Source organism: Gillisia sp. Hel_I_29, assembly GCF_000744275.1.
Lineage (GTDB): Bacteria > Bacteroidota > Bacteroidia > Flavobacteriales > Flavobacteriaceae > Gillisia.
The window spans coordinates 1-24,160 of record NZ_JQLP01000005.1 but is presented as its reverse complement, the minus strand read 5'-3'; the positions used below and the strand labels follow the sequence as shown (position 1 = coordinate 24,160).

At 33.2% G+C, this 24,160-nt stretch carries 8 protein-coding genes and 1 pseudogene; 1 reads left to right on the top strand and 8 read right to left on the bottom strand.

What is annotated here, in order from left to right:
• Positions 1 to 950 precede the first annotated feature (950 nt).
• Positions 951 to 2,684 carry an ABC transporter ATP-binding protein gene (locus tag P163_RS05165; RefSeq protein WP_034888385.1) on the top strand — a complete coding sequence of 578 codons (1,734 nt, stop codon included), beginning with the start codon at positions 951 to 953 and terminating at the stop codon, positions 2,682 to 2,684.
• Between the two features lie 270 nt (positions 2,685 to 2,954).
• Here P163_RS05165 and P163_RS05160 read toward each other — a convergent pair whose 3' ends face one another.
• The 8 genes and pseudogenes from P163_RS05160 to P163_RS18795 all read right to left on the bottom strand — a co-directional run.
• The gene (locus tag P163_RS05160) at positions 2,955 to 3,659 is read right to left on the bottom strand and encodes a hypothetical protein (RefSeq protein WP_034888384.1); all 705 of its coding nucleotides are present in this window, start codon (positions 3,657 to 3,659) and stop codon (positions 2,955 to 2,957) included.
• Between the two features lie 63 nt (positions 3,660 to 3,722).
• On the bottom strand, positions 3,723 to 4,535 hold the full coding sequence (locus tag P163_RS05155) for a hypothetical protein (RefSeq protein WP_034888382.1): 813 nt from the start codon (positions 4,533 to 4,535) through the stop codon (positions 3,723 to 3,725).
• Positions 4,536 to 4,547: 12 nt separating this feature from the next.
• Positions 4,548 to 5,387 (bottom strand): ATP-binding cassette domain-containing protein, encoded by an 840-nt coding sequence (locus P163_RS05150; RefSeq protein ID WP_034888381.1) that lies wholly within the window; start codon positions 5,385 to 5,387, stop codon positions 4,548 to 4,550.
• 87 nt (positions 5,388 to 5,474) lie between these two features.
• The gene (locus P163_RS05145) at positions 5,475 to 6,137 is read right to left on the bottom strand and encodes a 4'-phosphopantetheinyl transferase family protein (protein WP_156100660.1); all 663 of its coding nucleotides are present in this window, start codon (positions 6,135 to 6,137) and stop codon (positions 5,475 to 5,477) included.
• Positions 6,138 to 6,171: 34 nt separating this feature from the next.
• Positions 6,172 to 6,945, bottom strand: a complete 774-nt coding sequence (locus P163_RS05140; protein WP_034888379.1) for a phytanoyl-CoA dioxygenase family protein — start codon at positions 6,943 to 6,945, stop codon at positions 6,172 to 6,174.
• A 2-nt stretch (positions 6,946 to 6,947) separates the two neighbouring features.
• On the bottom strand, positions 6,948 to 14,168 hold the full coding sequence (locus P163_RS05135) for a non-ribosomal peptide synthetase (protein ID WP_034888377.1): 7,221 nt from the start codon (positions 14,166 to 14,168) through the stop codon (positions 6,948 to 6,950).
• Positions 14,169 to 14,180: 12 nt separating this feature from the next.
• Positions 14,181 to 22,265 carry an amino acid adenylation domain-containing protein gene (locus P163_RS17790; RefSeq protein ID WP_410503401.1) on the bottom strand — a complete coding sequence of 2,695 codons (8,085 nt, stop codon included), beginning with the start codon at positions 22,263 to 22,265 and terminating at the stop codon, positions 14,181 to 14,183.
• Between the two features lie 81 nt (positions 22,266 to 22,346).
• A pseudogene (locus P163_RS18795) lies at positions 22,347 to 23,866 on the bottom strand (condensation domain-containing protein); the annotation flags it as partial.
• Between the last annotated feature and the right edge of the window lie 294 nt (positions 23,867 to 24,160).

Genomic DNA, 24,160 nt, shown 5'->3' with positions numbered 1-24,160 from the left:
CTTTATTACTTAAAGTCGGACCATTTCTTCTCTTATCATAAATCCATAATCTCAGATTTTTCAAGTTTCCTTTTTCATACTCCTAAAATTCTTTTGGTGCTATTTCAATCATAGCATCTAATTGGTTTTTACTTTTGGTCTTTATTGCATATTGAAGCCCTAGCAATGTGTAAATATTTGCCTATTCTGTTAGCATGGGTGCTTCATAAATTCTTGGCATCATATAAGCTCAAGTCTTTGTAAGCTACGCCATTTTATCTATTGTCATTGAGCAAATTATTCGTGACAGTTTTATTATATCAAGAATATCTTTTGGTATGGTATCTTGCCATGCCGATTTAAAAACAATGATTGGAATCGTAAGACAATTCATAAAATCGAATACGAAATCTCTCTTATCGTTTTTAGTTGGTTTCACTACTTTTTTCTTTTTTCAATTCTGGTTTGGCTTCAAAACCAAAATCGAGCTGAATTACTTTAAAAATATTCATAATGAGAAATTTTTAGATTAAACAATATTTGAGAAAAACCAAATTGAACATAAAATATTGGCTCAAAAGGAAACGGAAGATATAAGCAAAAGAAAGGGCGTTCGCTTTATGCCGTAGTCTTTTGATGGAAGTGTTTTACGAGTTTATCCTAGTGCAAATATTATATAAATAACTCTTCTCTCTTGAAAAGATAATAGAATCAATTTTTAGGATCACTCCATAATTGTTAGGACGAGATTTTACAAATAACTCAATCTACATCTTTAAAAAGTTCTTCAAAAGAAATATTATGAATATCAGATATACGGAGAATAGTATTAAGCGCAAAATTACCCCCGTTTTCAATAAATACAAAGTTTATTTCTAAAAATTTTACCTTTTGCTTAAATAAATAAAATATATTGCCCTTCGTTAGTTTAAACTAAACATAAAAAATCTAAACTTATATAGAAAAGTAACATGAAAGTTGATATTTCCCATAAATATATTTTCAAAAGATTCCTTTGGCCAAGAAGAAAAATAATTTTTTTAAGTTTAATTTTGGTATTAATAAGCAAACTATCTGGTTTAGTTCTTCCTGAAGCTAGTAGATATTTAATAGATGATATAATTGTCGAGAAAGATTTTCAAGGCTTAAAAAAGATTATTCTAATTGTCTTTGTAGCAATTGTTATCCAATCATTATCAATGTATTTCTTAAGTCGATTATTAATAATAGAATCAGAACAATTGATGATCAAACTCAAAGTGGATATTCAAAAAAAGGTATTAACATTACCTATCAATTTTTTTGACAAGAACAAGACGGGAGTTCTCATTTCAAGAATCATGTATGATGTAGAAAGTGTCAAGAATCTCTTTGGCCCTGAAATTATTCAATTTATCGGAGGTATTATTACAATAATTACATCTTTAATATTATTAATGAGGATTAATTTATTTATGACATTAATCGTACTCATTCCAGTCGGGATACTTTCTTTTCTTGCAATTAAATTCTTTAGTCATTTAAGACCTATATACAAAGAGCAAAAAAGAATTAAAGCCAAAATCACAGGGAGACTTACAGAAACTATTAATGGAATACGGGTAGTTAAAAGTTATAATTTAGAAAATAACGAGAATGAGATCTTTATAAAGGGAGTTAATACTCTTTTTCAAAACACTAAAAAGGGCGTTTTGTTTTATATTTTATTAGTAAGCATCGCAACTATTCTTATTGGTCTATCATCTCTAGGAGTATTAAGTATAGGAGGGTATTATATTATAAATGACACTCTAAGTTTCGGAGATTTTTTGGCTTTTTCACTTTATCTTGGATATATGGTTTCGCCTATTTCGCAAATAAGTTCAATTGGAAGTAGGTTTACAGAATCTTTGGCCAGTTTAGATCGAATTAAAGAAATTACGGAATTAGAAGCTGAAGAAAATATAACTAAAAAAAGTATACATTTAAAAGAAATAGTTGGAAACTTAAGGTTTCAAAATGTATGTTTTTCTTATGATGGCGATAATAATATTTTAGATGATGTAACCTTTAATGCTGGGCCAAATTCCGTTACAGCTTTTGTAGGAATATCTGGTTCGGGAAAATCTACTATAGCAGGTCTTATTTCCTCTTTCTATAATGCAACTTCGGGTTCAATTACCATCGATGACGTAGATTTGTCAAAAGTTGTTCTTAAAAGTTATAGAAATCATTTAGGAGTAGTTTTACAAGATGATTTTCTCTTTGACGGAACAATAAAAGATAATATCTGTGTATCCCTAAATAATTGCACTAAAGAGCAACTACAAAAGGCTATTCAATTAGCTAATGTTAATGAATTCACTGATAGATTTGTGAATGGTTTAGATACTTTGATTGGGGAGCGTGGTGTAAAATTATCTGGAGGACAACGTCAAAGAATAGCTATCGCAAGAGCTATAATTGGCAATCCAAAAATTATGGTTTTAGATGAAGCTACATCTAATCTAGATGTTAAGAGTGAGTTATTGATTCAACAAAGTTTAGATAAAATAATGCAAGGCAGGACGACTTTTGTTATTGCTCACAGACTAAGTACTATAAAGCGAGCCAATCAAATAATAGTTATGGATAATGGAAAAATCGTCGAAGTGGGGAATCATTATTCACTGATCAATGAGAAAGGTAAATACTATGAGCTTTATAATACTCATTCGAGGATTTAAGAAGTATCTCAAAGGTCTATACAACCTCAGTATATAGTTAATTTACAAGTAATTAGAATGCTAAATTAAATTATAATTAGGCATTTAAAGACTCATAGTCGAGGTTTTGTTTCTTTAAATATACAATCTATTTAAACAACTAATGAATGTACCTAATTAATTATAATGAAACAGTACCCCCTCTTTTGTAAGATTTTTTTCAGGCGTATCAGTTTTTGAAAAGGTAAAAGTATTTAATCTATAGAAAAACCCATAATACTTTGTTGATCTCTACTTACTTTCTATAGATAAAGAGTTAACTATGTTAGAGTTCAAAATAGCTCTAGCATTATCATTTAACTTTAGAAAAGTTTTATCTGGTACAATATTAATTAAACTAACATAACTACTATCAGAAACTATTAAACTAAGATGGTCAATGTTAAAAGATCGACACTTAGAGTTAAACATTAAAATAGAACTATCGTAAGTATTAATAGATAAACTATCAATGTTTTCTCCAATACTTTTAACCTCTATATCAGATTTTCCATTTAGTATTATATTAATCTTTTTTTGATTTTTCAAACTAATATCTGAAAAAGAATTTTTAATAATCAACGATTTTAATGTGTCATAAAATATTATCAAACTTGCATCTTTTTTTCTAATACTTTTTAATTTGATTTTTTTTGATTTTTTATTGATCTTTATAAACAATGTATCATTTTTAATATTATAGTCTATATAGTCATTAAATTCTTCCTTATACATTATACCTTCATTTTCTGGCTTATTAACAATAGAAAAATAAATACTATTTCCACCATCGACGTTTATATTTGAAAAATTTAAATCTTTCTTTAATTTAAATTCCCAAAACTCATCTGTCTTATCTATCACGCCATATTGTTTCTTTAAAATTAAACTAAATAAAAGAAATCCCGCACACAAAAGAACAATTAAACTTAATAATAAAAAGGTACTTTTCTTCATTTTATTTACATTAAAACATGCTTTAATTCTTTCTTTTTATTAAATACAATTTCGATATGAAAATTATAGATCTTTTTCTCTTATTTTATAATAATAAATCCAAGAACAAATTCCAATTATTGGAATAGCAATCATAAAAAATAAAAGTTTTCCATCAAAAGGAGAATACAACAAAAAATTTTTTATACTACCCTCGGGTTTAACCAAAATTGTATTAAAGGGAATTATTGATTTAAAATCAAAAATTAAAATTTTGCCAAAAACAATTTTAGCAATTACATAGTTAATCACTAGTAGCATAACTGATATAATTAAAATTATACCCAAAGAGTAGAATAATGCATTTTTTTTAAAATGAAGTGCTCCTATAAGAATTCCTAAACTAACAATTATTCCTAATGTCATAGGAATGTAAAATAATTCTTGATCAAATCTCAAAATATTTATCCTAGATAAGTTTTCAGAATATGCATCGATATTTGATAATCTACTGTTAATTTTTGCAACTATCTTTATATCAAGAAATCTAAAGATACTAGCAAAACTCAAAAAATAAAAACCTATCCCCAATAAATTGTTAATTATCCATTTTTCAAAAATAGAACTGGGTAGTAAAAGGTATGAAATCCCTTGAGAATTATTCGTAAATTCATTAGCTAAGATCCATATGTATATAATAGGTCCAAAAACTAATCCAAATATAACAAAAACTGATCGAACCTCCACATAACCAGATTGATTTAAACCAGAAATAACCATAAAAAATCCACATATAGCGGTGATTACAAGTATGCTACCTATAATTTTAATTCCTCTTTCTGAAATTAAACGCCAAATTGCATATATCAATCTACGCATATTAACCTGTTCTTTCATTTTTTATAAACCTTAAGTTTTACTAAAAATTGAAGCTATCTGTTCATGTTTTAAAATACTAGCAGTAAAAAGCTGCTCTAAATTTATATTTGTCTTTTCATTCTTTGTATTAGTTTCCATTACGGCATATCCTCCTGTAACTTCTTCTTCTAGAATTATATTTTTAGAATTTGATCTAGAATTATAAAATTTAAATGCAATTTTTTCTGATATTTCATTAATATTTGCATTTAATGTTAATTCTCCCTCATTAATTATAAGTATATGATCTAAAATATTTTCTAAATCTTTTACTTGATGTGTAGATATTATAAAAAGCTTGTCTTTGTTAATTTTCGAACGAATTAACTCCCTAAAAAGACTTTTTGATGGTATGTCAAGACTATTAGTTGGTTCATCCATTATAACAATTTTAGTATTACAAGCTAATGCAAATCCTATTATAAAATTTTTACGTTGTCCAAATGAAAGTTTATTCAATTTTCTAGTCGCTGGTACTTTTAACCGATTTAAATTATCACACAATTGATCAAATGAGAAATTCGGATAAAATGAGCCATAAATTTTTATGAAACTGACTTGCTTTATAGGAGGGAGATATACTTCTTCAGGAATAAAAAAAATGTCACTTAAAAATGCAGGAGTTCTTTTTATTGGAATATTATTATAAACAAGCACTTCACCTTGTGTTGGTCGATTAAGTCCTAGGATATTTTTTAAAAGTGTAGATTTCCCAGCTCCATTCTTTCCAAATAATCCATAAATTTTTCCTGAGTTTAGTTCTAAATTTAAATCTTTATATATTGATATATCATTAGGGTAAGTAAAATAAAAATTATTAAATTTTATCATTTTTAAAAATTACATGAGTATTTAAAAATTACATGAGTATTTAATTTTCGACTATCAAACATACAATTTAAAGTTGAAGTAGTAAAATTAAAATTTAATTTCCCTGACTTTCACACCAATTTCACGCACGGTAGTATAAGCTAAATAACAAATATAATTCTCTACAATTTTAACTTCCTTTAAAAACCAGTATTCATTTCCATTTCTTACAACGTTTTGACTACAATCATTTTCTTTTAACCCATTATAAAACCCATGTGAAATACCTTTTAAAACAGCTTCTTTTCTTGTCCATAAATGAAAAAAATCAACAGTTTTATCATTCGAATTCAAAATAAAATCTTTTTCATTTTCATTAAAATAAGTTAACAAAGAAACTACATCAATCTTAGTGTCTATCCTTTCAATATCAATACCAATATCTAATGTTGTACAGAAACATAACACAACAAAATCACCTGAATGGCTTATGTTAAAATAATCCCAACCTTCAATAAAAGGTTTGTTAAAAGGTCCTCTTTTCCAATTATCGAGTAAGCTAATTGAATGTCCTGTATCTATGATTGCTTTTCTCAGTAATAAGCGAGCAATCAAACTAGAGTTCCTGTCTTTTTCAAATTGATATTTTTTAATATCATTTTGAAGAATTAAAGGGAATAATTCTAGTGATTTATAAAAATCTTTACTTTCAAATTTTCTTAAATCAAAAAACCAGATATTTATCATTTCTTTTATGGTATTTGAATACAAAACTATATTTTAAATTGTTTACATTCAATATCATCTAGTTTAAAGCTTCATAATCTCTAGAACATATAAAAGTAGGTCTTTTATTTTCTCCCTTTGGTATATTATTTATACTATTATAAGTAATTATTGCGGAATCTCTTTTATATGGAGATAAATTTCCTACAGACGCATGAAATAAATTAGGATGAAAAAAAACGACTGTTCCTGCATTATATTCCATGATTAAAATTTCTTTTTTATCTGCATACTTTTTTACTGTTTCAAAGTCAATCGTATATTTTAAATTAGATCCCAATGAACTTAATAAATTATCTGTTTCTAATTTTTTTTTATCTCTAAACTTAGCGATTCCATTTTTATGAGAACCCGGAAGTATCATAAGAGGACCTTGATAGGATTTAGTATCATCTAAATAAACTAATGCAGAAATCATATCTGGATTCTGCGTATTATCGTCTAAATGCCAATATGGGTAATCTTGATGCCACTCCCAATAATTACCAACAAATGGAGCTTTTAGATTTAATTTAAATTGATATAAGTAAATACTATCCTTTATCAATGCAGCAGAAGTATCAATTAGTCTTTTATCCTTATATAATTTAGAAAATAAATCGGAGCTTTTATGAGGAGCAAAAATTGATCTGATTTCATTATCTTCAGAAATAATATTATCCCAATGAATTTTATTATCATAAAATGAAATTTCTTCTTTATAATTAAGAATTTCTTCTTTTGAAAATAGTTTATTGATTACTAAATACCCCTCTTTAAAATACTGTTTGATTTGATCTTTATTAATTTTCATTTCTAATCTATTAAAAGCATTAATTCTTTCTTAATTTTTTGGTAATTTGTTTCATTTAAAATTGTATAATGATTTCCTTTTAAGTCTACTATATTCAACTTTCCATCAATAAATTTGCTCCAATTATTCATTTCGTATGCAACATTATTATTTAATGCTTCAAAAACTAACATATCTCCTCTAATATTTCCTTCTATAACATAATTGGCTAAAATTTTGAAATTTACTGTATATAGATCTTTCATATTTTTAAGTTCTGAATTATCCATTTTATCAACTATGTTTTTTCCCAGAATCTTTATCAATATTTCTTTATAGTCAACTTCTGTTTGCTTAAAATAAAAAGTTCTATCAACATCAGTATAACTATCGATTATGATTAAATTAGCATTATACCCTAAAAATTGCATTTGCTTGACTATTTCAAATGCGATATAGCCTCCCATTGAATATCCTAAAATGAAAAATTCTCCTTCTTTTTGAACATTAAAAATATTATCAATAAAGGTTTTTGAAAGAACTTCAATGGAAGAATTTAAATTCTGTTCTAAATCATTATAATCTAACCCATAACAATTAAAATTTGATTCTAATTCTTTAGTTAGATCAAAGAAAATTGAAGATATACCCATAATTGGTGGTACTAAAAATAAATTCACCTTATTATTAATCTTAGAGTTTATAGATTGAGTTTCATATTTATGATCTAAATAATAAGTAGAAATGGCTTTAGATAAATTATCAATATTAGGATTATCAAAAATTAGTTTAAATGGGGTTTTAATCTGAAATTCTTTTTCGATTTTTGATATAACCCTAAATATATTTAAACTATGCCCTCCTAACTCAAAGAAATCATCCTTGATACCAATCTTATCCTTACCTAAGACCGCTTCCCAAATGGCTACTAACTTCTTTTGAGTCTCTGTCTCTGGGGCTACATACACTACCCCATGACTAATCTCTAGTCCCTCTGGTGAGGGCAACGAGCGCCTATCTATCTTCCCATTAGGTGTTAAGGGTAAACCTTCCATCGCTACATAGTAACTTGGTAGCATATAATCGGGTAAAAAGCCCTTTAAATAACTGCGCAGTGATGCGCTGTCATGATCCAAGCTGCTTACAAAATATGCAACCAACTCCTTAACTCCATCATTATCATTGGCCAAAACTACAGCCTCATCTATATCTGCATGCCCCAATAATACACTCTCGATCTCGCCTAACTCTATGCGATACCCTCGGATCTTAACCTGAGCATCCTCTCTCCCTAAAAACGTAATCGTGCCATCACTATTCCATCTGCCCAAATCTCCCGTCTTGTACATACGAGTACCTTCTTTAAAGGGATTTGAGACAAATCGCTCTTTAGTAAGTAACTCATTGTTTAAATAACCGCGAGCCAAGCCAGCTCCTCCTATATAAAGCTCTCCTGTAACGCCTATTGGCTGTAATAAGCCCTCCCTATTTAATATGTAAATCTCTGTGTTGGAAATTGGAACGCCAATGGGAGCCAGATAATTACCATATTCTATCACTTTATAAAAGCTAGTAACTACCGTGTTCTCTGTTGGACCATAATTATTATATAACTCTATATTCTCACTCTCGCTGGTTACCAATAAAGCTTCGCCTCCAACATATACCTTTATTGAATGATCTAAAGAAGATGAATACTCCGAAAAAATGTTATATAGCGAAGTTGCAATATATGAGTGAGTTATTGAATTAGTATTCAAGAAATCTATCAAGACTTCTATATTAGATCGAATACTATTTTCTATCGGATAAAGGCTCCCTCCTGATAAAAGATAAGGGAAAATCTCCCAAACTAAAGCATCAAAGCCAACTCCTGAAAATAAAGTGGCTCTACTTGACTCTGTTAAATCATAGTTCTTAATATGCCAATAACATAAATTAATTAAAGAATTATGCTCTACCATAACTCCCTTAGGTTTCCCTGTAGAGCCACTCGTGTAGATAACATAGGCCAGGTTAGAAGGCAATAAACTTATCGATAAATTATCTGTCGAATAGTCTGACTTATTATTATTATTAAATTTATCTAGAAATTCTTCGTCCAAAAGCACTTTACACTTACTATCCTCTAACATATAAGCTATTCGATCCTCTGGGTAATCAGGATCGATTGGTACATAAGCCCCTCCACTCTTTAAGATCCCCAGGATCCCCACAATCATCCAAGAACTTCGCGGTAGCATAATCCCTACCAAATCATCTGGCTCGATGGTATAATGTGCTTGTAGATAATGTGCTAATTGATTACTGCGCCTATTAAGCTCCTCATAACTAAGACGCTCCTCTTCATAAACAACGGCTATGGCCTCTGGGGTTTTACTTACCTGCTCCTCAAACAATTCTACAACGGTCTTATCTCTCGGGTAATCAAACGCGGTCGCATTAAAAACATGCAATAATGTATCTTCCATCTCTTTTGGAAGAATACCTGTCTTTGAAATTAATGATTCTGGAGCCGTTATTAATTGATTTAAGACTGCTTCTGCTGTAAAAGCTATATCATTTAAAGAAATACCTGCCTTTAACTTTTTACGTAATGCATAACTAACTTCCAGATTATTGCCTGTATTATCTACTGAAAAATTCAGATATGTATTTGTTGGACCATGACCTCCAATTGCCATTCTCTCTTCTTCACTTTCAACCTGTTCCTGTTTCAACCCTTCATATACATGAAAATCAACATAATTAAACAAAACATCAAAAAATGGATTCCCATTTAATATCCTTTCCTCTACAATATTTGATATATTAAAAAGAGTCAACTTATCATGCCCTCTAACTTCCCAATATTTAGTCTCTATACTTTTAAAATAAGACAACCAACTTATTCTAGAGTCTTCTGAGTGTTTAAATCTATAAGGAAGTGTATTTAAAAAACACCCTAAAATTAAATCCCCATCTTCCTCCAAAGGCCTTAAATTTGAGACTACACCTATAGTTAAATCATTATCATATGTATAGGAATACAAAGAGAAAAGATAAGACCCAAGAAATAAATTTCTTAATGTGATATTGTTCTTTTCTGCAAATGATTTTAACTTATTTAAATAGGTACTATCATATCTCTTTCTATAAGATTCTAATTTATTTTCATTAGTGAAAATATCTAATCGCTTGTAATCTGTCATTTGATCCTTCCAATACTCGGTAAGACCCTTATTCCTTTTATGAACCAAACTCTCTACAACACTTGCTTTATAATTAGATTTTAGAAGAGCTGGCTTAAAACCTGGTGTAATACGTAAACTTAAACAAACATTATAAAGCTCTGTCAATAATGAAGCATCACTCCATCCATCTAATAATGCATGGTGAAATTGAAATACATAAAAACTAGAATCATTGCTTATTTTAAAAACACTCCATCTCCATAATGGTGCTATCGATTCTTCAAATGGTTTTTTACGCTCATCTTCTAAATATTGCTCAATATATTCAATCTGTTTTGCACGAGGCATTCCCTGTAAATCAATAGTATCTATATTAAATGAAATCTCTTTATGGACTAATTGAACAGGTTCTCGATAATCATTTAAATTAAAACTCGTACGTAATATACTATGCTTATCGATTAAAAGTGAGAAGCCCTTTTCAAAAATATTAGAATCTATATGAGGTATATGAAAAGTCATTTGCATATGATAAATGCTTAAACTCGGATCCTGTAATGAAGAAAATATCATCCCTTTTTGAATATCGCTCATGGGGAAAAGATCTTCTATATTTTGAGTATCCTCTAACTCTTCTAACACCTCCAATTTAAGCTCCTCCAACTCTTGATTAACCTCACTCCTTAAATCACCTAAAATCTCATTATCATTACCCTCCTCATTAAGATACAATGCTAACTCCTCTATCGTTGGAGACTGATAAAAACGTTGAATATCTATCTCTCTATTAAATATCTGTTTTAACTTATTTACAACCTGAATTATAACAATAGAATCACCTCCTAGACTAAAAAAATTGTCTTGAATACTTATCCCTTTATGTTTCAAAAGGTTTTCCCATATTTCTGCTATTTGTTTCTCCGTCCCATTTCGTGGAGCAATAAATTCCATGCCTGTTGATGCAACTATTTCTCGAGGATCTGGTAACCTTTGCTGATCTACCTTACCATTAGAATTTAAAACAAAACGATCTATTTGAACAAAGTGATGAGGAATCATATATTCCGGAAGTGTTGTTCGTAACTTTTTTCGCAACCCATTAATCGTTTGTTCTTCTTTGGAAACAAAATATGCCACCAACCTCTTGTCGCCATTATCTACCTCAAGTAATAGAACCATAACTTCATCTATCTCTTCATTCTTCAATAACTCACTCTCTACATCCCCTAACTCTATACGATATCCTCGTATCTTTACCTGATTATCCTTTCGCTCGATAAATTCTATAGCTCCATCAAACGTCCACCTACCTAAATCACCCGTCTTATAAAGGCGTTGCCCTTCTTTAAATGGGGACCTTATAAATTTTCTTGATCTAAAATCTGACTCTTTTAAATAACCTCGAGCCAAACCTTCTCCTCCCAGATAAATCTCCCCTATAACTCCTTTGGGTACTAAATGATGCTGTTCATCCAAAATATAACATGTACTATTAGATATTCCTGAGCCTATTGGGATCGTTTGCGCTAATTTTGGGATTTTTTCTACCTTATACCACGAAGAAAATGTTGTGTTCTCTGTAGGTCCATATACATGATGAAGATTCACTTTAGGATATAACTCTCTAAATCTCCTAACGTGTTTAACAGAGACTCTTTCGCCTCCAAATAAAACATATTTAAGCCCCTTTAACGAATCTAATTCTGAGTCTACCAACGAATTAAATAACACTGTAGTTATAAAAAAACTATCTATACTAGCCTGCTTTATTAACTCATTTAGCTTTTCAATATTTAAAAAAATATGCTTTGAAGACAATACTAAAATACCTCCATTTAGAAGAGGCATAAAAATATCAAATATAGAACCATCAAAAGCATAGTTTGAAAAACTTAAAACCTTATCTCCTTCTCTTATTTCAAAATAATTAGTGCCCTTTACTAAACGAACAATTGATTTATGCTCTACCATAACCCCTTTAGGTTTCCCTGTAGAGCCACTCGTGTAAATAACATAGGCCAAATCCTTTGAGTTTGCAATATGCGGTGGGTTTATACCACTCTCAGAATCTCCTTTGTAGTTCTCAAGTTCTATATCTATCGCTAGTATGCTTGTTTCTAAGTCTAAAACATCAAACATACTTTCTGAATTAATAATCAGCACCTTTAAATTTGTCTCTGATATTATATATGACTTACGATCCTCTGGGTAATCAGGATCGATTGGTACATAAGCCCCTCCACTCTTTAAGATCCCCAGGATCCCCACAATCATCCAAGAACTTCGCGGTAGCATAATCCCTACCAAATCATCTGGCTCGATGGTATAATGTGCTTGTAGATAATGTGCTAATTGATTACTGCGCCTATTAAGCTCCTCATAACTAAGACGCTCCTCTTCATAAACAACGGCTATAGCCTCTGGGGTTTTACTTACCTGCTCCTCAAACAATTCTACAACGGTCTTATCTCTCGGGTAATCAAACGCGGTCGCATTAAAAACATCTAGTAACTCCACTCGCTCTTCTTCTGCCAAATAATCTATACTCCCTATTAAGGCCTCTGGATTACTAAGTAACTTCTCTAGAAACTCTTTATAATGAACTATAAAGCCTTCTAGCATCTCCTGCTCATAAACATCTGTGTTGTATCCAACATTTAAATATAGATAATCCCCTTGTTCCCCAAAGGTAAACTCTACATCATTCTTACTCACACTTATTCCATCATCATAGACGGTATTCACCATTTCTTCTGTAGGTTCTAAAACAGTAGATTCTTCCTCGAAGTTTTGAAGCACAACTGAAATATCATAAATCACATTACGACTCGTATCCCTACGAAGTTCTAAATCCTCAACAAGACGATCAAAAGGATATCCCTGATGCTCATAAGCATCTAAAGTCCTTTGACGAACCCGTCTAAATAAATCTTCAAAACTATCCTCTGAACGAACTTCATTACGTAATGCTAACGTATTGATATAAAATCCTATCTGGTCCTCTAAATCTGAATGCTCTCGCCCTGCAACGGGTGTCCCTACTACCAAATCCTCTTGACCCGTATAACGGTACAACAATGCTTTCAAACTAGACAGTAAGCCCATAAACAAGGTACCTCCCTCTTGATGGCTAAATCGCTTTAACCCCTGAGTAGATTCCTTTGATATGTAAGTGCGAAGTAATTGACCTTGATGACTCTGTATCACGGGACGTACCTTTGAACTTGGTAAGTCTAAAACGGGAAGATCTCCTCCCAGTAAGCCCGTCCAATAATCTCGATGGCCCTGATAAATAGATGTACTCAATTGAGACAATTGCCAACTCGCATAATCCTTATATTGAATCCGTAACGCTGGTAAGTCTAATTCGCCTCCACTCTTATAAAACTCATAATACTTAAATACATCTCTTGACAATACATCCATACTCCATCCATCACTAATAATATGATGCATATTGTAATAAAAAACATAACGGTCTTCTGATACCTGTAGTAATATAGCGCGTAATAGTGGACCTTTGGCTAAATCAAACTCCACCATACGGTCGTTATCCAGATAATTCAATACCGAGGACTCGATATCTGCTTCGCCTTGTAGATCCAATTCACCGATCTCAAAACCTAAAGCATCTCGTTCTAATATCCACTGACGAATCTCTCCTTGGGAGTTCTCCTTAAAAACAGTACGTAAGATCTCATGACGGTCTACTACCGAATAAATAGCACGTTTAAATAAATCTACATCATAACTGCCATCTAAAAATATACGTGAAGGCATATTGTATGCCGAAGAGCCGCCCTCAAATTGACTCAAAACCCATAAACGTTGCTGTGAAGAAGATAAACTATAATTTGCTTGTTCTGCTAAAGCTTTTATTTGCAATTTTGCTTGTTCTTGCTCTTTGAAAAACTTGATTAAAAATGGTTTTGAATGAATTAAATCATTCTTATCTGCTTCAGTTAATTCATTAATATTTCCTGTGATTTTTAGGTTTACTCCTTCTTTATCTAAGGATATTGCTATATTTTTATCTTTATATTTTGTTAATATTTCTATAATCTCATCCATCTTAATCTTTTATTAAAGAATTAATTTATTATCTTCTAAATTATTGTCTTGACTTCTATCCTCCATCCATTTTATAGTTTCTAAAAATTTAGCCAGAGATTTTATATTTGGTTCTACAAACAATTTATTAAGATCCAATTTTATTCCAAAGTCTTGTTGAACTCTAAAAGCAACCTTGATTATTTTTAAACTATGACCTCCTAACTCAAAGAAATCATCCTTCACACCTATATTCTCTTTGCCTAAAATATCTTCCCATATAACTACTAACTGCTTCTCTGTATCTGTCTCTGGGGCTACATATTCTACTCCATGACTAATCTCTAACCCCTCTGGTGAGGGTAACGAGCGCCTATCTATCTTGCCATTAGGTGTTAAGGGTAAACCTTCCATCGATACATAGTAACTTGGTAGCATATAATCGGGTAAAAAGCCCTTTAAATAACTGCGCAGTGATGCGCTGTCATGATCCAAGCTGCTTACAAAATATGCAACCAACTCCTTAACTCCATCATTATCATTGGCCAAAACTACAGCCTCATCTATATCTGCATGCCCCAATAATACACTCTCGATCTCGCCTAACTCTATGCGATACCCTCGGATCTTAACCTGAGCATCCTCTCTCCCTAAAAACGTAATCGTGCCATCACTATTCCATCTGCCCAAATCTCCCGTCTTGTACATACGAGTACCTTCTTTAAAGGGATTTGAGACAAATCGCTCTTTAGTAAGTAACTCATTGTTTAAATAACCGCGAGCCAAGCCAGATCCTGCTATATAAATCTCTCCTGTAACGCCTACTGGCTGTAATAAGCCCTCCCTATTTAATATGTAAATCTCTGTGTTGGAAATTGGAACACCGATTGAAATTTTTTGTCCATCAACAATTCTATAAACAGTACTGTATGTAGTTGATTCTGAAGGACCATAAAGGTTTCTTATTTCGCTTATTTGTCTTTCTAATTTAGATAAATAACCTTCTGGAATAGGCTCTCCTGCCATATTCAATATTGATATAGATGAAAAATCAAAATCTTCTAATAATAAATTACCAACCACACTAGGTACTGTATTTACCATTAGTTTATTTGATAAACTCAAATGCTTTGAAATTGAAAGGCCATTCTCTAACACCTCCAAAACCTTGCCGCTTATTAGAGTATAAAATATTTCAAAAATAGATAGATCAAAACATATTGAAGTTGTAAAAAGCATTGAATCAAATGAAGAATTTTTAAATTCCTTTATACTCCATTGAAGAAATGAATTTAAATTGCTGTGTTCAATCATAACCCCTTTAGGTTTCCCTGTAGAGCCACTCGTGTAAATAACATATAACAAATTAGAAGGCAATAAACTTATCGATAAATTATCTGTCGAATAGTCTGACTTATTATTATTATTAAATTTATCTAGAAATTCTTCGTCCAAAAGCACTTTACACTTACTATCCTCTAACATATAAGCTATTCGATCCTCTGGGTAATCAGGATCGATTGGTACATAAGCCCCTCCACTCTTTAAGATCCCCAGGATCCCCACAATCATCCAAGAACTTCGCGGTAGCATAATCCCTACCAAATCATCTGGCTCGATGGTATAATGTGCTTGTAGATAATGTGCTAATTGATTACTGCGCCTATTAAGCTCCTCATAACTAAGACGCTCCTCTTCATAAACAACGGCTATGGCCTCTGGGGTTTTACTTACCTGCTCCTCAAACAATTCTACAACGGTCTTATCTCTCGGGTAATCAAACGCGGTCGCATTAAAAACATCTAGTAACTCCACTCGCTCTTCTTCTGCCAAATAATCTATACTCCCTATTAAGGCCTCTGGATTACTAAGTAACTTCTCTAGAAACTCTTTATAATGAACTATAAAGCCTTCTAGCATCTCCTGCTCATAAACATCTGTGTTGTATTCTAGTAGCAATGCCAAATAATCACCACGTTCCTCAAAAGTGAAACTCAAATCAAACTTGCTTAAATTAAACCCCTGATCGGTTATCAATTCTACATCTGAATCACTTATACCTATTCCCTGATGAGCATCTCCTGTGTTTTGTAATACCAACATCATATCAAATACAGCACTTCGACTCGTATCCCTACGAAGTTCTAAATCCTCAACAAGACGATCAAAAGGATATCCCTGATGCTCATAAGCATCTAAAGTCCTTTGACGAACCCGTCTAAATAAATCTTCAAAACTATCCTCTGAACGAACTTCATTACGTAATGCTAACGTATTGATATAAAATCCTATCTGGTCCTCTAAATCTGAATGCTCTCGCCCTGCAACGGGTGTCCCTACTACCAAATCCTCTTGACCCGTATAACGGTACAACAATGCTTTCAAACTAGACAGTAAGCCCATAAACAAGGTACCTCCCTCTTGATGGCTAAATCGCTTTAACCCCTGAGTAGATTCCTTTGATATGTAAGTGCGAAGTAATTGACCTTGATGACTCTGTATCACGGGACGTACCTTTGAACTTGGTAAGTCTAAAACGGGAAGATCTCCTCCCAGTAAGCCCGTCCAATAATCTCGATGGCCCTGATAAATAGATGTACTCAATTGAGACAATTGCCAACTCGCATAATCCTTATATTGAATCCGTAACGCTGGTAAGTCTAATTCGCCTCCACTCTTATAAAACTCATAATACTTAAATACATCTCTTGACAATACATCCATACTCCATCCATCACTAATAATATGATGCATATTGTAATAAAAAACATAACGGTCTTCTGATACCTGTAGTAATATAGCGCGTAATAGTGGACCTTTGGCTAAATCAAACTCCACCATACGGTCGTTATCCAGATAACGCAATACCGAGGACTCGATATCTGCTTCGCCTTGTAGATCCAATTCACCGATCTCAAAACCTAAAGCATCTCGTTCTAATATCCACTGACGAATCTCTCCTTGGGAGTTCTCCTTAAAAACAGTACGTAAGATCTCATGACGGTCTACTACCGAATAAATGGCACGTTTAAATAAATCTACATCATAACTGCCATTTAAAACTAAACGTGAAGGCATATTATAGGCCGAAGAGCCGCCCTCAAATTGACTCAAAACCCATAAACGTCGCTGTGAATCTGATATAGCATAATCTGACGATGCTTCTAACTTTTCGATGGATACATACGCAGACTTTGTAGCTTCCTCTATTAAAGATACCTGAGTCTCCAATACTGTGTGAACAAACAAATCCTTTAATGCTAACTTTACATCAAAGGTCTTATGAAGTTTCGATAAAAGACGTGTAGCCTTTAAACTATGGCCTCCTAGTTCAAAGAAATCATCCTTCACACCTATATTCTCTTTGCCTAAAATATCTTCCCATATAACTACTAACTGCTTCTCTGTATCTGTCTCTGGGGCTACATATTCTACTCCATGACTAATCTCTAACCCCTCTGGTGAGGGTAACGAGCGCCTATCTATCTTGCCATTAGGTGTTAAGGGTAAACCTTCCATCGATACATAGTAACTTGGTAGCATATAATCGGGTAAAAAGCCCTTTAAATAACTGCGCAGTGATGCGCTGTCATGATCCAAGCTGCTTACAAAATATGCAACCAACTCCTTAACTCCATCATTATCATTGGCCAAAACTACAGCCTCATCTATATCTGCATGCCCCAATAATACACTCTCGATCTCGCCTAATTCGATACGATACCCTCGGATCTTTACCTGAGCATCCTCTCTCCCTAAAAACGTAATCGTACCATCACTATTCCATATTCCCAAATCTCCCGTCTTGTACATACGAGTGCCTTCTATAAAAGGATTTGATACAAATCGCTCTTTAGTAAGTGATTCATTGTTTAAATAACCGCGGGCCAAGCCAGATCCTGCTATAGAAATCTCTCCTGTAACGCCTATTGGCTGTAATAAGCCCTCCCTATTTAATATGTAAATCTCTGTGTTGGAAATTGGAACACCGATTGAAATTTTTTCATCTGTAATACTCGTTTTATGGTAAGTAACATCTATAGATGCTTCTGTTGGGCCATAAAGATTATAAATAGGTGCCTTTAAATGCCCATACCAACTTCGTACACTTTCTATTGATAACGATTCTCCACTTGCTATCAATCGTTTGACACTTTGTAAGGATTTTTTGGCGCCTTCTATAGCTAAAACTTCCAACAAAAAGGAATTAAACATACTAGGTACAAAATGTAAAGAATTCACACCATGCTTTTCTATCAAAGACATAAGGGCTATAGGAGAATACGTCTCTTCTTTTGTACAAATAATCATTCTATTTCCCCAACATAAAGGCAAGAAAATCTCCCAAACGGATACATCGAATGTAAATGTGGTCTTCTGTAAAACTACTTCGCCTTCTTTAAAATTAAATGTTTTCCACATCCAATCTATTCGATTAATAACTCCGCTATGCTCAATCATAACCCCTTTAGGTTTCCCTGTAGAGCCACTCGTGTAAATAACATATAACAAATTAGAAGGCAATAAACTTATCGATAAATTATCTGTCGAATAGTCTGACTTATTATTATTATTAAATTTATCTAGAAATTCTTCGTCCAAAAGCACTTTACACTTACTATCCTCTAACATATAAGCTATTCGATCCTCTGGGTAATCAGGATCGATTGGTACATAAGCCCCTCCACTCTTTAAGATCCCCAGGATCCCCACAATCATCCAAGAACTTCGCGGTAGCATAATCCCTACCAAATCATCTGGCTCGATGGTATAATGTGCTTGTAGATAATGTGCTAATTGATTACTGCGCCTATTAAGCTCCTCATAACTAAGACGCTCCTCTTCATAAACAACGGCTATGGCCTCTGGGGTTTTACTTACCTGCTCCTCAAACAATTCTACAACGGTCTTATCTCTCGGGTAATCAAACGCGGTCGCATTAAAAACATCTAGTAACTCCACTCGCTCTTCTTCTGCCAAATAATCTATACTCCCTATTAAGGCCTCTGGATTACTAAGTAACTTCTCTAGAAACTCTTTATAATGAACTATAAAGCCTTCTAGCATCTCCTGCTCATAAACATCTGTGTTGTATTCTAGTAGCAATGCCAAATAATCACCACGTTCCTCAAAAGTGAAACTCAAATCAAACTTGCTTAAATTAAACCCCTGATCGGTTATCAATTCTACATCTGAATCACTTATACCTATTCCCTGATGAGCATCTCCTGTGTTTTGTAATACCAACATCATATCAAATACAGCACTTCGACTCGTATCCCTACGAAGTTCTAAATCCTCAACAAGACGATCAAAAGGATATCCCTGATGCTCATAAGCATCTAAAGTCCTTTGACGAACCCGTCTAAATAAATCTTCAAAACTATCCTCTGAACGAACTTCATTACGTAATGCTAACGTATTGATATAAAATCCTATCTGGTCCTCTAAATCTGAATGCTCTCGCCCTGCAACGGGTGTCCCTACTACCAAATCCTCTTGACCCGTATAACGGTACAACAATGCTTTCAAACTAGACAGTAAGCCCATAAACAAGGTACCTCCCTCTTGATGGCTAAATCGCTTTAACCCCTGAGTAGATTCCTTTGATATGTAAGTGCGAAGTAATTGACCTTGATGACTCTGTATCACGGGACGTACCTTTGAACTTGGTAAGTCTAAAACGGGAAGATCTCCTCCCAGTAAGCCCGTCCAATAATCTCGATGGCCCTGATAAATAGATGTACTCAATTGAGACAATTGCCAACTCGCATAATCCTTATATTGAATCCGTAACGCTGGTAAGTCTAATTCGCCTCCACTCTTATAAAACTCATAATACTTAAATACATCTCTTGACAATACATCCATACTCCATCCATCACTAATAATATGATGCATATTGTAATAAAAAACATAACGGTCTTCTGATACCTGTAGTAATATAGCGCGTAATAGTGGACCTTTGGCTAAATCAAACTCCACCATACGGTCGTTATCCAGATAATTCAATACCGAGGACTCGATATCTGCTTCGCCTTGTAGATCCAATTCACCGATCTCAAAACCTAAAGCATCTCGTTCTAATATCCACTGACGAATCTCTCCTTGGGAGTTCTCCTTAAAAACAGTACGTAAGATCTCATGACGGTCTACTACCGAATAAATGGCACGTTTAAATAACTCTATATCATAACTGCCATTTAAAACTAAACGAGATGGTAAATTATAAACCGAAGAGTCGCCCTCAAATTGACTCAAAACCCATAAACGTCGCTGTGAATCTGATATAGCATAATCTGACGATGCTTCTAGCTTTTCGATGGATACATACGCAGACTTTGTAGCTTCCTCTAATAAAGAAACCTGTGTCTCCAATACTGTGTGAACAAACAAGTCTTTCAAAGCTAACTTTACCTCAAAGGTTTTATGAAGCTTTGATAAAAGACGTGTAGCCTTTAAACTATGACCTCCTAACTCAAAGAAATCATCCTTCACACCTATATTCTCTTTGCCTAAAATATCTTCCCATATAACTACTAACTGCTTCTCTGTATCTGTCTCTGGGGCTACATATTCTACTCCATGACTAATCTCTAACCCCTCTGGTGAGGGTAACGAGCGCCTATCTATCTTGCCATTGGGTGTTAAGGGGAAGACATCCATCGCTACATAGTAACTTGGTAGCATATAATCGGGTAAAAAGCCCTTTAAATAACTGCGCAGTGATGCGCTGTCATGATCCAAGCTGCTTACAAAATATGCAACCAACTCCTTAACTCCATCATTATCATTGGCCAAAACTACAGCCTCATCTATATCTGCATGCCCCAATAATACACTCTCGATCTCGCCTAACTCTATGCGATACCCTCGGATCTTAACCTGAGCATCCTCTCTCCCTAAAAACGTAATCGTGCCATCACTATTCCATCTGCCCAAATCTCCCGTCTTGTACATACGAGTACCTTCTTTAAAGGGATTTGAGACAAATCGCTCTTTAGTAAGTAACTCATTGTTTAAATAACCGCGAGCCAAGCCAGATCCTGCTATATAAAGCTCTCCCGTTACACCTACTGGCTGTAATAAGCCCTCCCTATTTAATATGTAAATCTCTGTGTTGGAAATTGGAACGCCGATAGAAGAACGATGCTCTAAATCTTCAGATTGAAAACTCATAGTATGACTAGTAGCTACATGGGTCTCCGATGGACCATAATGATTATGTAATTCTACTTCAGGGTTAGAGCTTAAAAACGATTGCAAAGCCCCTGAAACATATAATTGTTCTCCTGTCGATACTATATGTTTGATATGATGTCCTAATAAACTATTAACATTTAGTTCATTGTAAAAATTATTCAACCCTGCAAATGGAAAAGACAAAACCTCTATCTCATGGGTTAAAATATAAGAACTAAGTAAGTCATAATCTAATAAAGCTTCTTTATGAACTATACAAACCTTTCCTCCTCCACTCAAAGCAAAATAAATATCATGCAGCGAAGAATCAAAACTAAATGAGGAATACTGTAAATGACATAAGCCTCTCTCTATTCCTGAATTATTAAGATCCCACTGAATTAAATTACTTAACATTAAATGTGTCTGAATAACTCCCTTAGGTAAACCTGTAGAACCACTGGTATAAATAACAAACGCGTCATCTATCCTTTCCTCTTTTAAATCTAAATCTATTGACGAATATTCTGATAAATCTATAGAAGATATATTCACTGAAATAGTGTTAACTAAATCTAATCCTGACTCTACTAAATTCGTTTCTGTTATAAGAAGATGAGTATTAGAGTCTTTTAAAATATACGTGAGACGACTTGATGGATAATCCGTATCTAATGGTACATAACAACAATTGAGTTTCATTACAGATAACATTGCTACAACGCTATTAATAGATCGATTCAACATAACTCCTATATAGTCTCCACTTTTTACCTTATAACGCTCTTTTAAGTAATGCCCCAATTGATTACTACGTCTATTGAGCTCCCCATAACTAAGACGCTCATCTTCATAAACTACTGCTATGGCCTCTGGTCTCTTTAAGACCTGAGACTCAAATAAATCTACAACCGTCTTACCCTTTGGATAAGCCACTTCTGTAGCATTAAATACATCTAACAACTCTTCACGCTCCTTATCATCTAAATAGTCAATACTATCTAATATACTGTCAGGAGCACTCACAAAGCTTCTCAATACGTTCATAAAATGAGCCTTCATTCGCAATATTTCCTCTTGTTCAAAACATCCTTGGTCATATACAAACTCAACTCGCAACTGCTGATCTTTAAAAGGAACTACCAGAATTGTAAAATTATAATTCGTTTGCTCATAAACCTCTCTTGAAACAACAGATGAATCCTCAAAAGACGAATGGTCTTCTTCCTCACTAGGAAGAACATCCAACTCCTTGACCGCATAATTCTCAAAAACCATAATATGATCCAATAAGTCCATTCCTAATGGACTCTGAGACTGAACCTCCGATAAATTTAAATAATGATGTGGTAAACTAGCGATCGAGCCTTGTTGTATCTCTTCTAGTAAATCTTTAGCTGTACTTACTTCTGTGTATTGTATTCGAACAGGGATCGTATTGATAAATAATCCTACCATATCCTCTATACCTGGTATAGCATCAGGTCGTCCAGAGACTACAGCTCCAAAAACTACATCGCGTGTATTGTTATATCGCGATAATAAATACCCCAAACTCCTTGGATAAAACTATTCTCGGTTATCGATAATTCTCGACATAATAACTGCATCGATCTCAATAAATCTCCTTCTAGCAATAAATGCTCCTTCTTCTGTGAATAATCACCTTCCAATCTATTATTTACAAATGGTAAACTTGATTTACTATCATAGCCTGATAAATAATTTGACCAATAAGACAAACTAGAATCCTTATCTAATCCTTCCAACCAACTAATATAACTTGAATATAATGATACTGGTGATAAAGTAACTGGTCGTTTGTTCTGAACTCCATACAATAACTTATAAAAATCATTGATCAAAATACTCATACACCAACCATCAATCAAAATATGATGATGACTCCATATAAATTCATAAGAGCTCGGGCTTAACTGAACTATAGTTAAACGCATCTGAGAACCTGCTCCCAAATCAAACCCGCGATCTCGATCTAACTTGCGGTACTCTTGTAAATAAGACTCCTGATCTTCTCTACTCTTAAACGCATCTGCCTTTTCATACACAAAATTACTCGATACAGACTTCCGTACTATCTGCAAACTCTCTCCCGCATAATCATTACTAAAACTCGTGCGAAGTATCGCATGACGAGAAACTAAAAGATCATAACTCAATCGAAGTGATTCTATATCTAAATGCTCTCCCTCCAATCGATATGACATCTGTTCAAAATAAACAGATGAATTAATACCCCCAGATAACCAGTGATAATAAATACCTTCCTGTAAAGGTGACAATCGGTAAACATCCTCAAGATCATCCTCTTTATTCAAAACCGATAACTCTAAAGAAGAAAGCCCTTTAAAAGTTAAATCACTAGAGGTTAAATAATGCTGATCTTCTTTAGACAAGCCTTCTATCAACAATTCTAAATGATTTTGATAACTCTCTGATAAAGCATTAATAGTACCCTCTTTATATTGAGACCTATCATATGAAATACTCAACTGTAATACGTTCTTTACAATCATACCAGAAACACCTAAAGGGGTCGATGAATTTGAATTTAATTCCGAATTATCATTCCCTGTATATCCTGATCCATATTCAAAAACAACACTATCCTTTGAACGACTCATACTCGATACCGAAGACCCAAAATCACCTAAATAATTAAAAGTAATCGATGGGGAAAACACGAGAAGAAAAACCGCCTCCAAAGTACTTTAATACGCCATACCCAAATCCTTTATCTGGTAAACGACGTAAATCGTCCTTCACTGAAACTAGGCTTACTAAAAATATCTCCGCTTCCTTTCAATTCT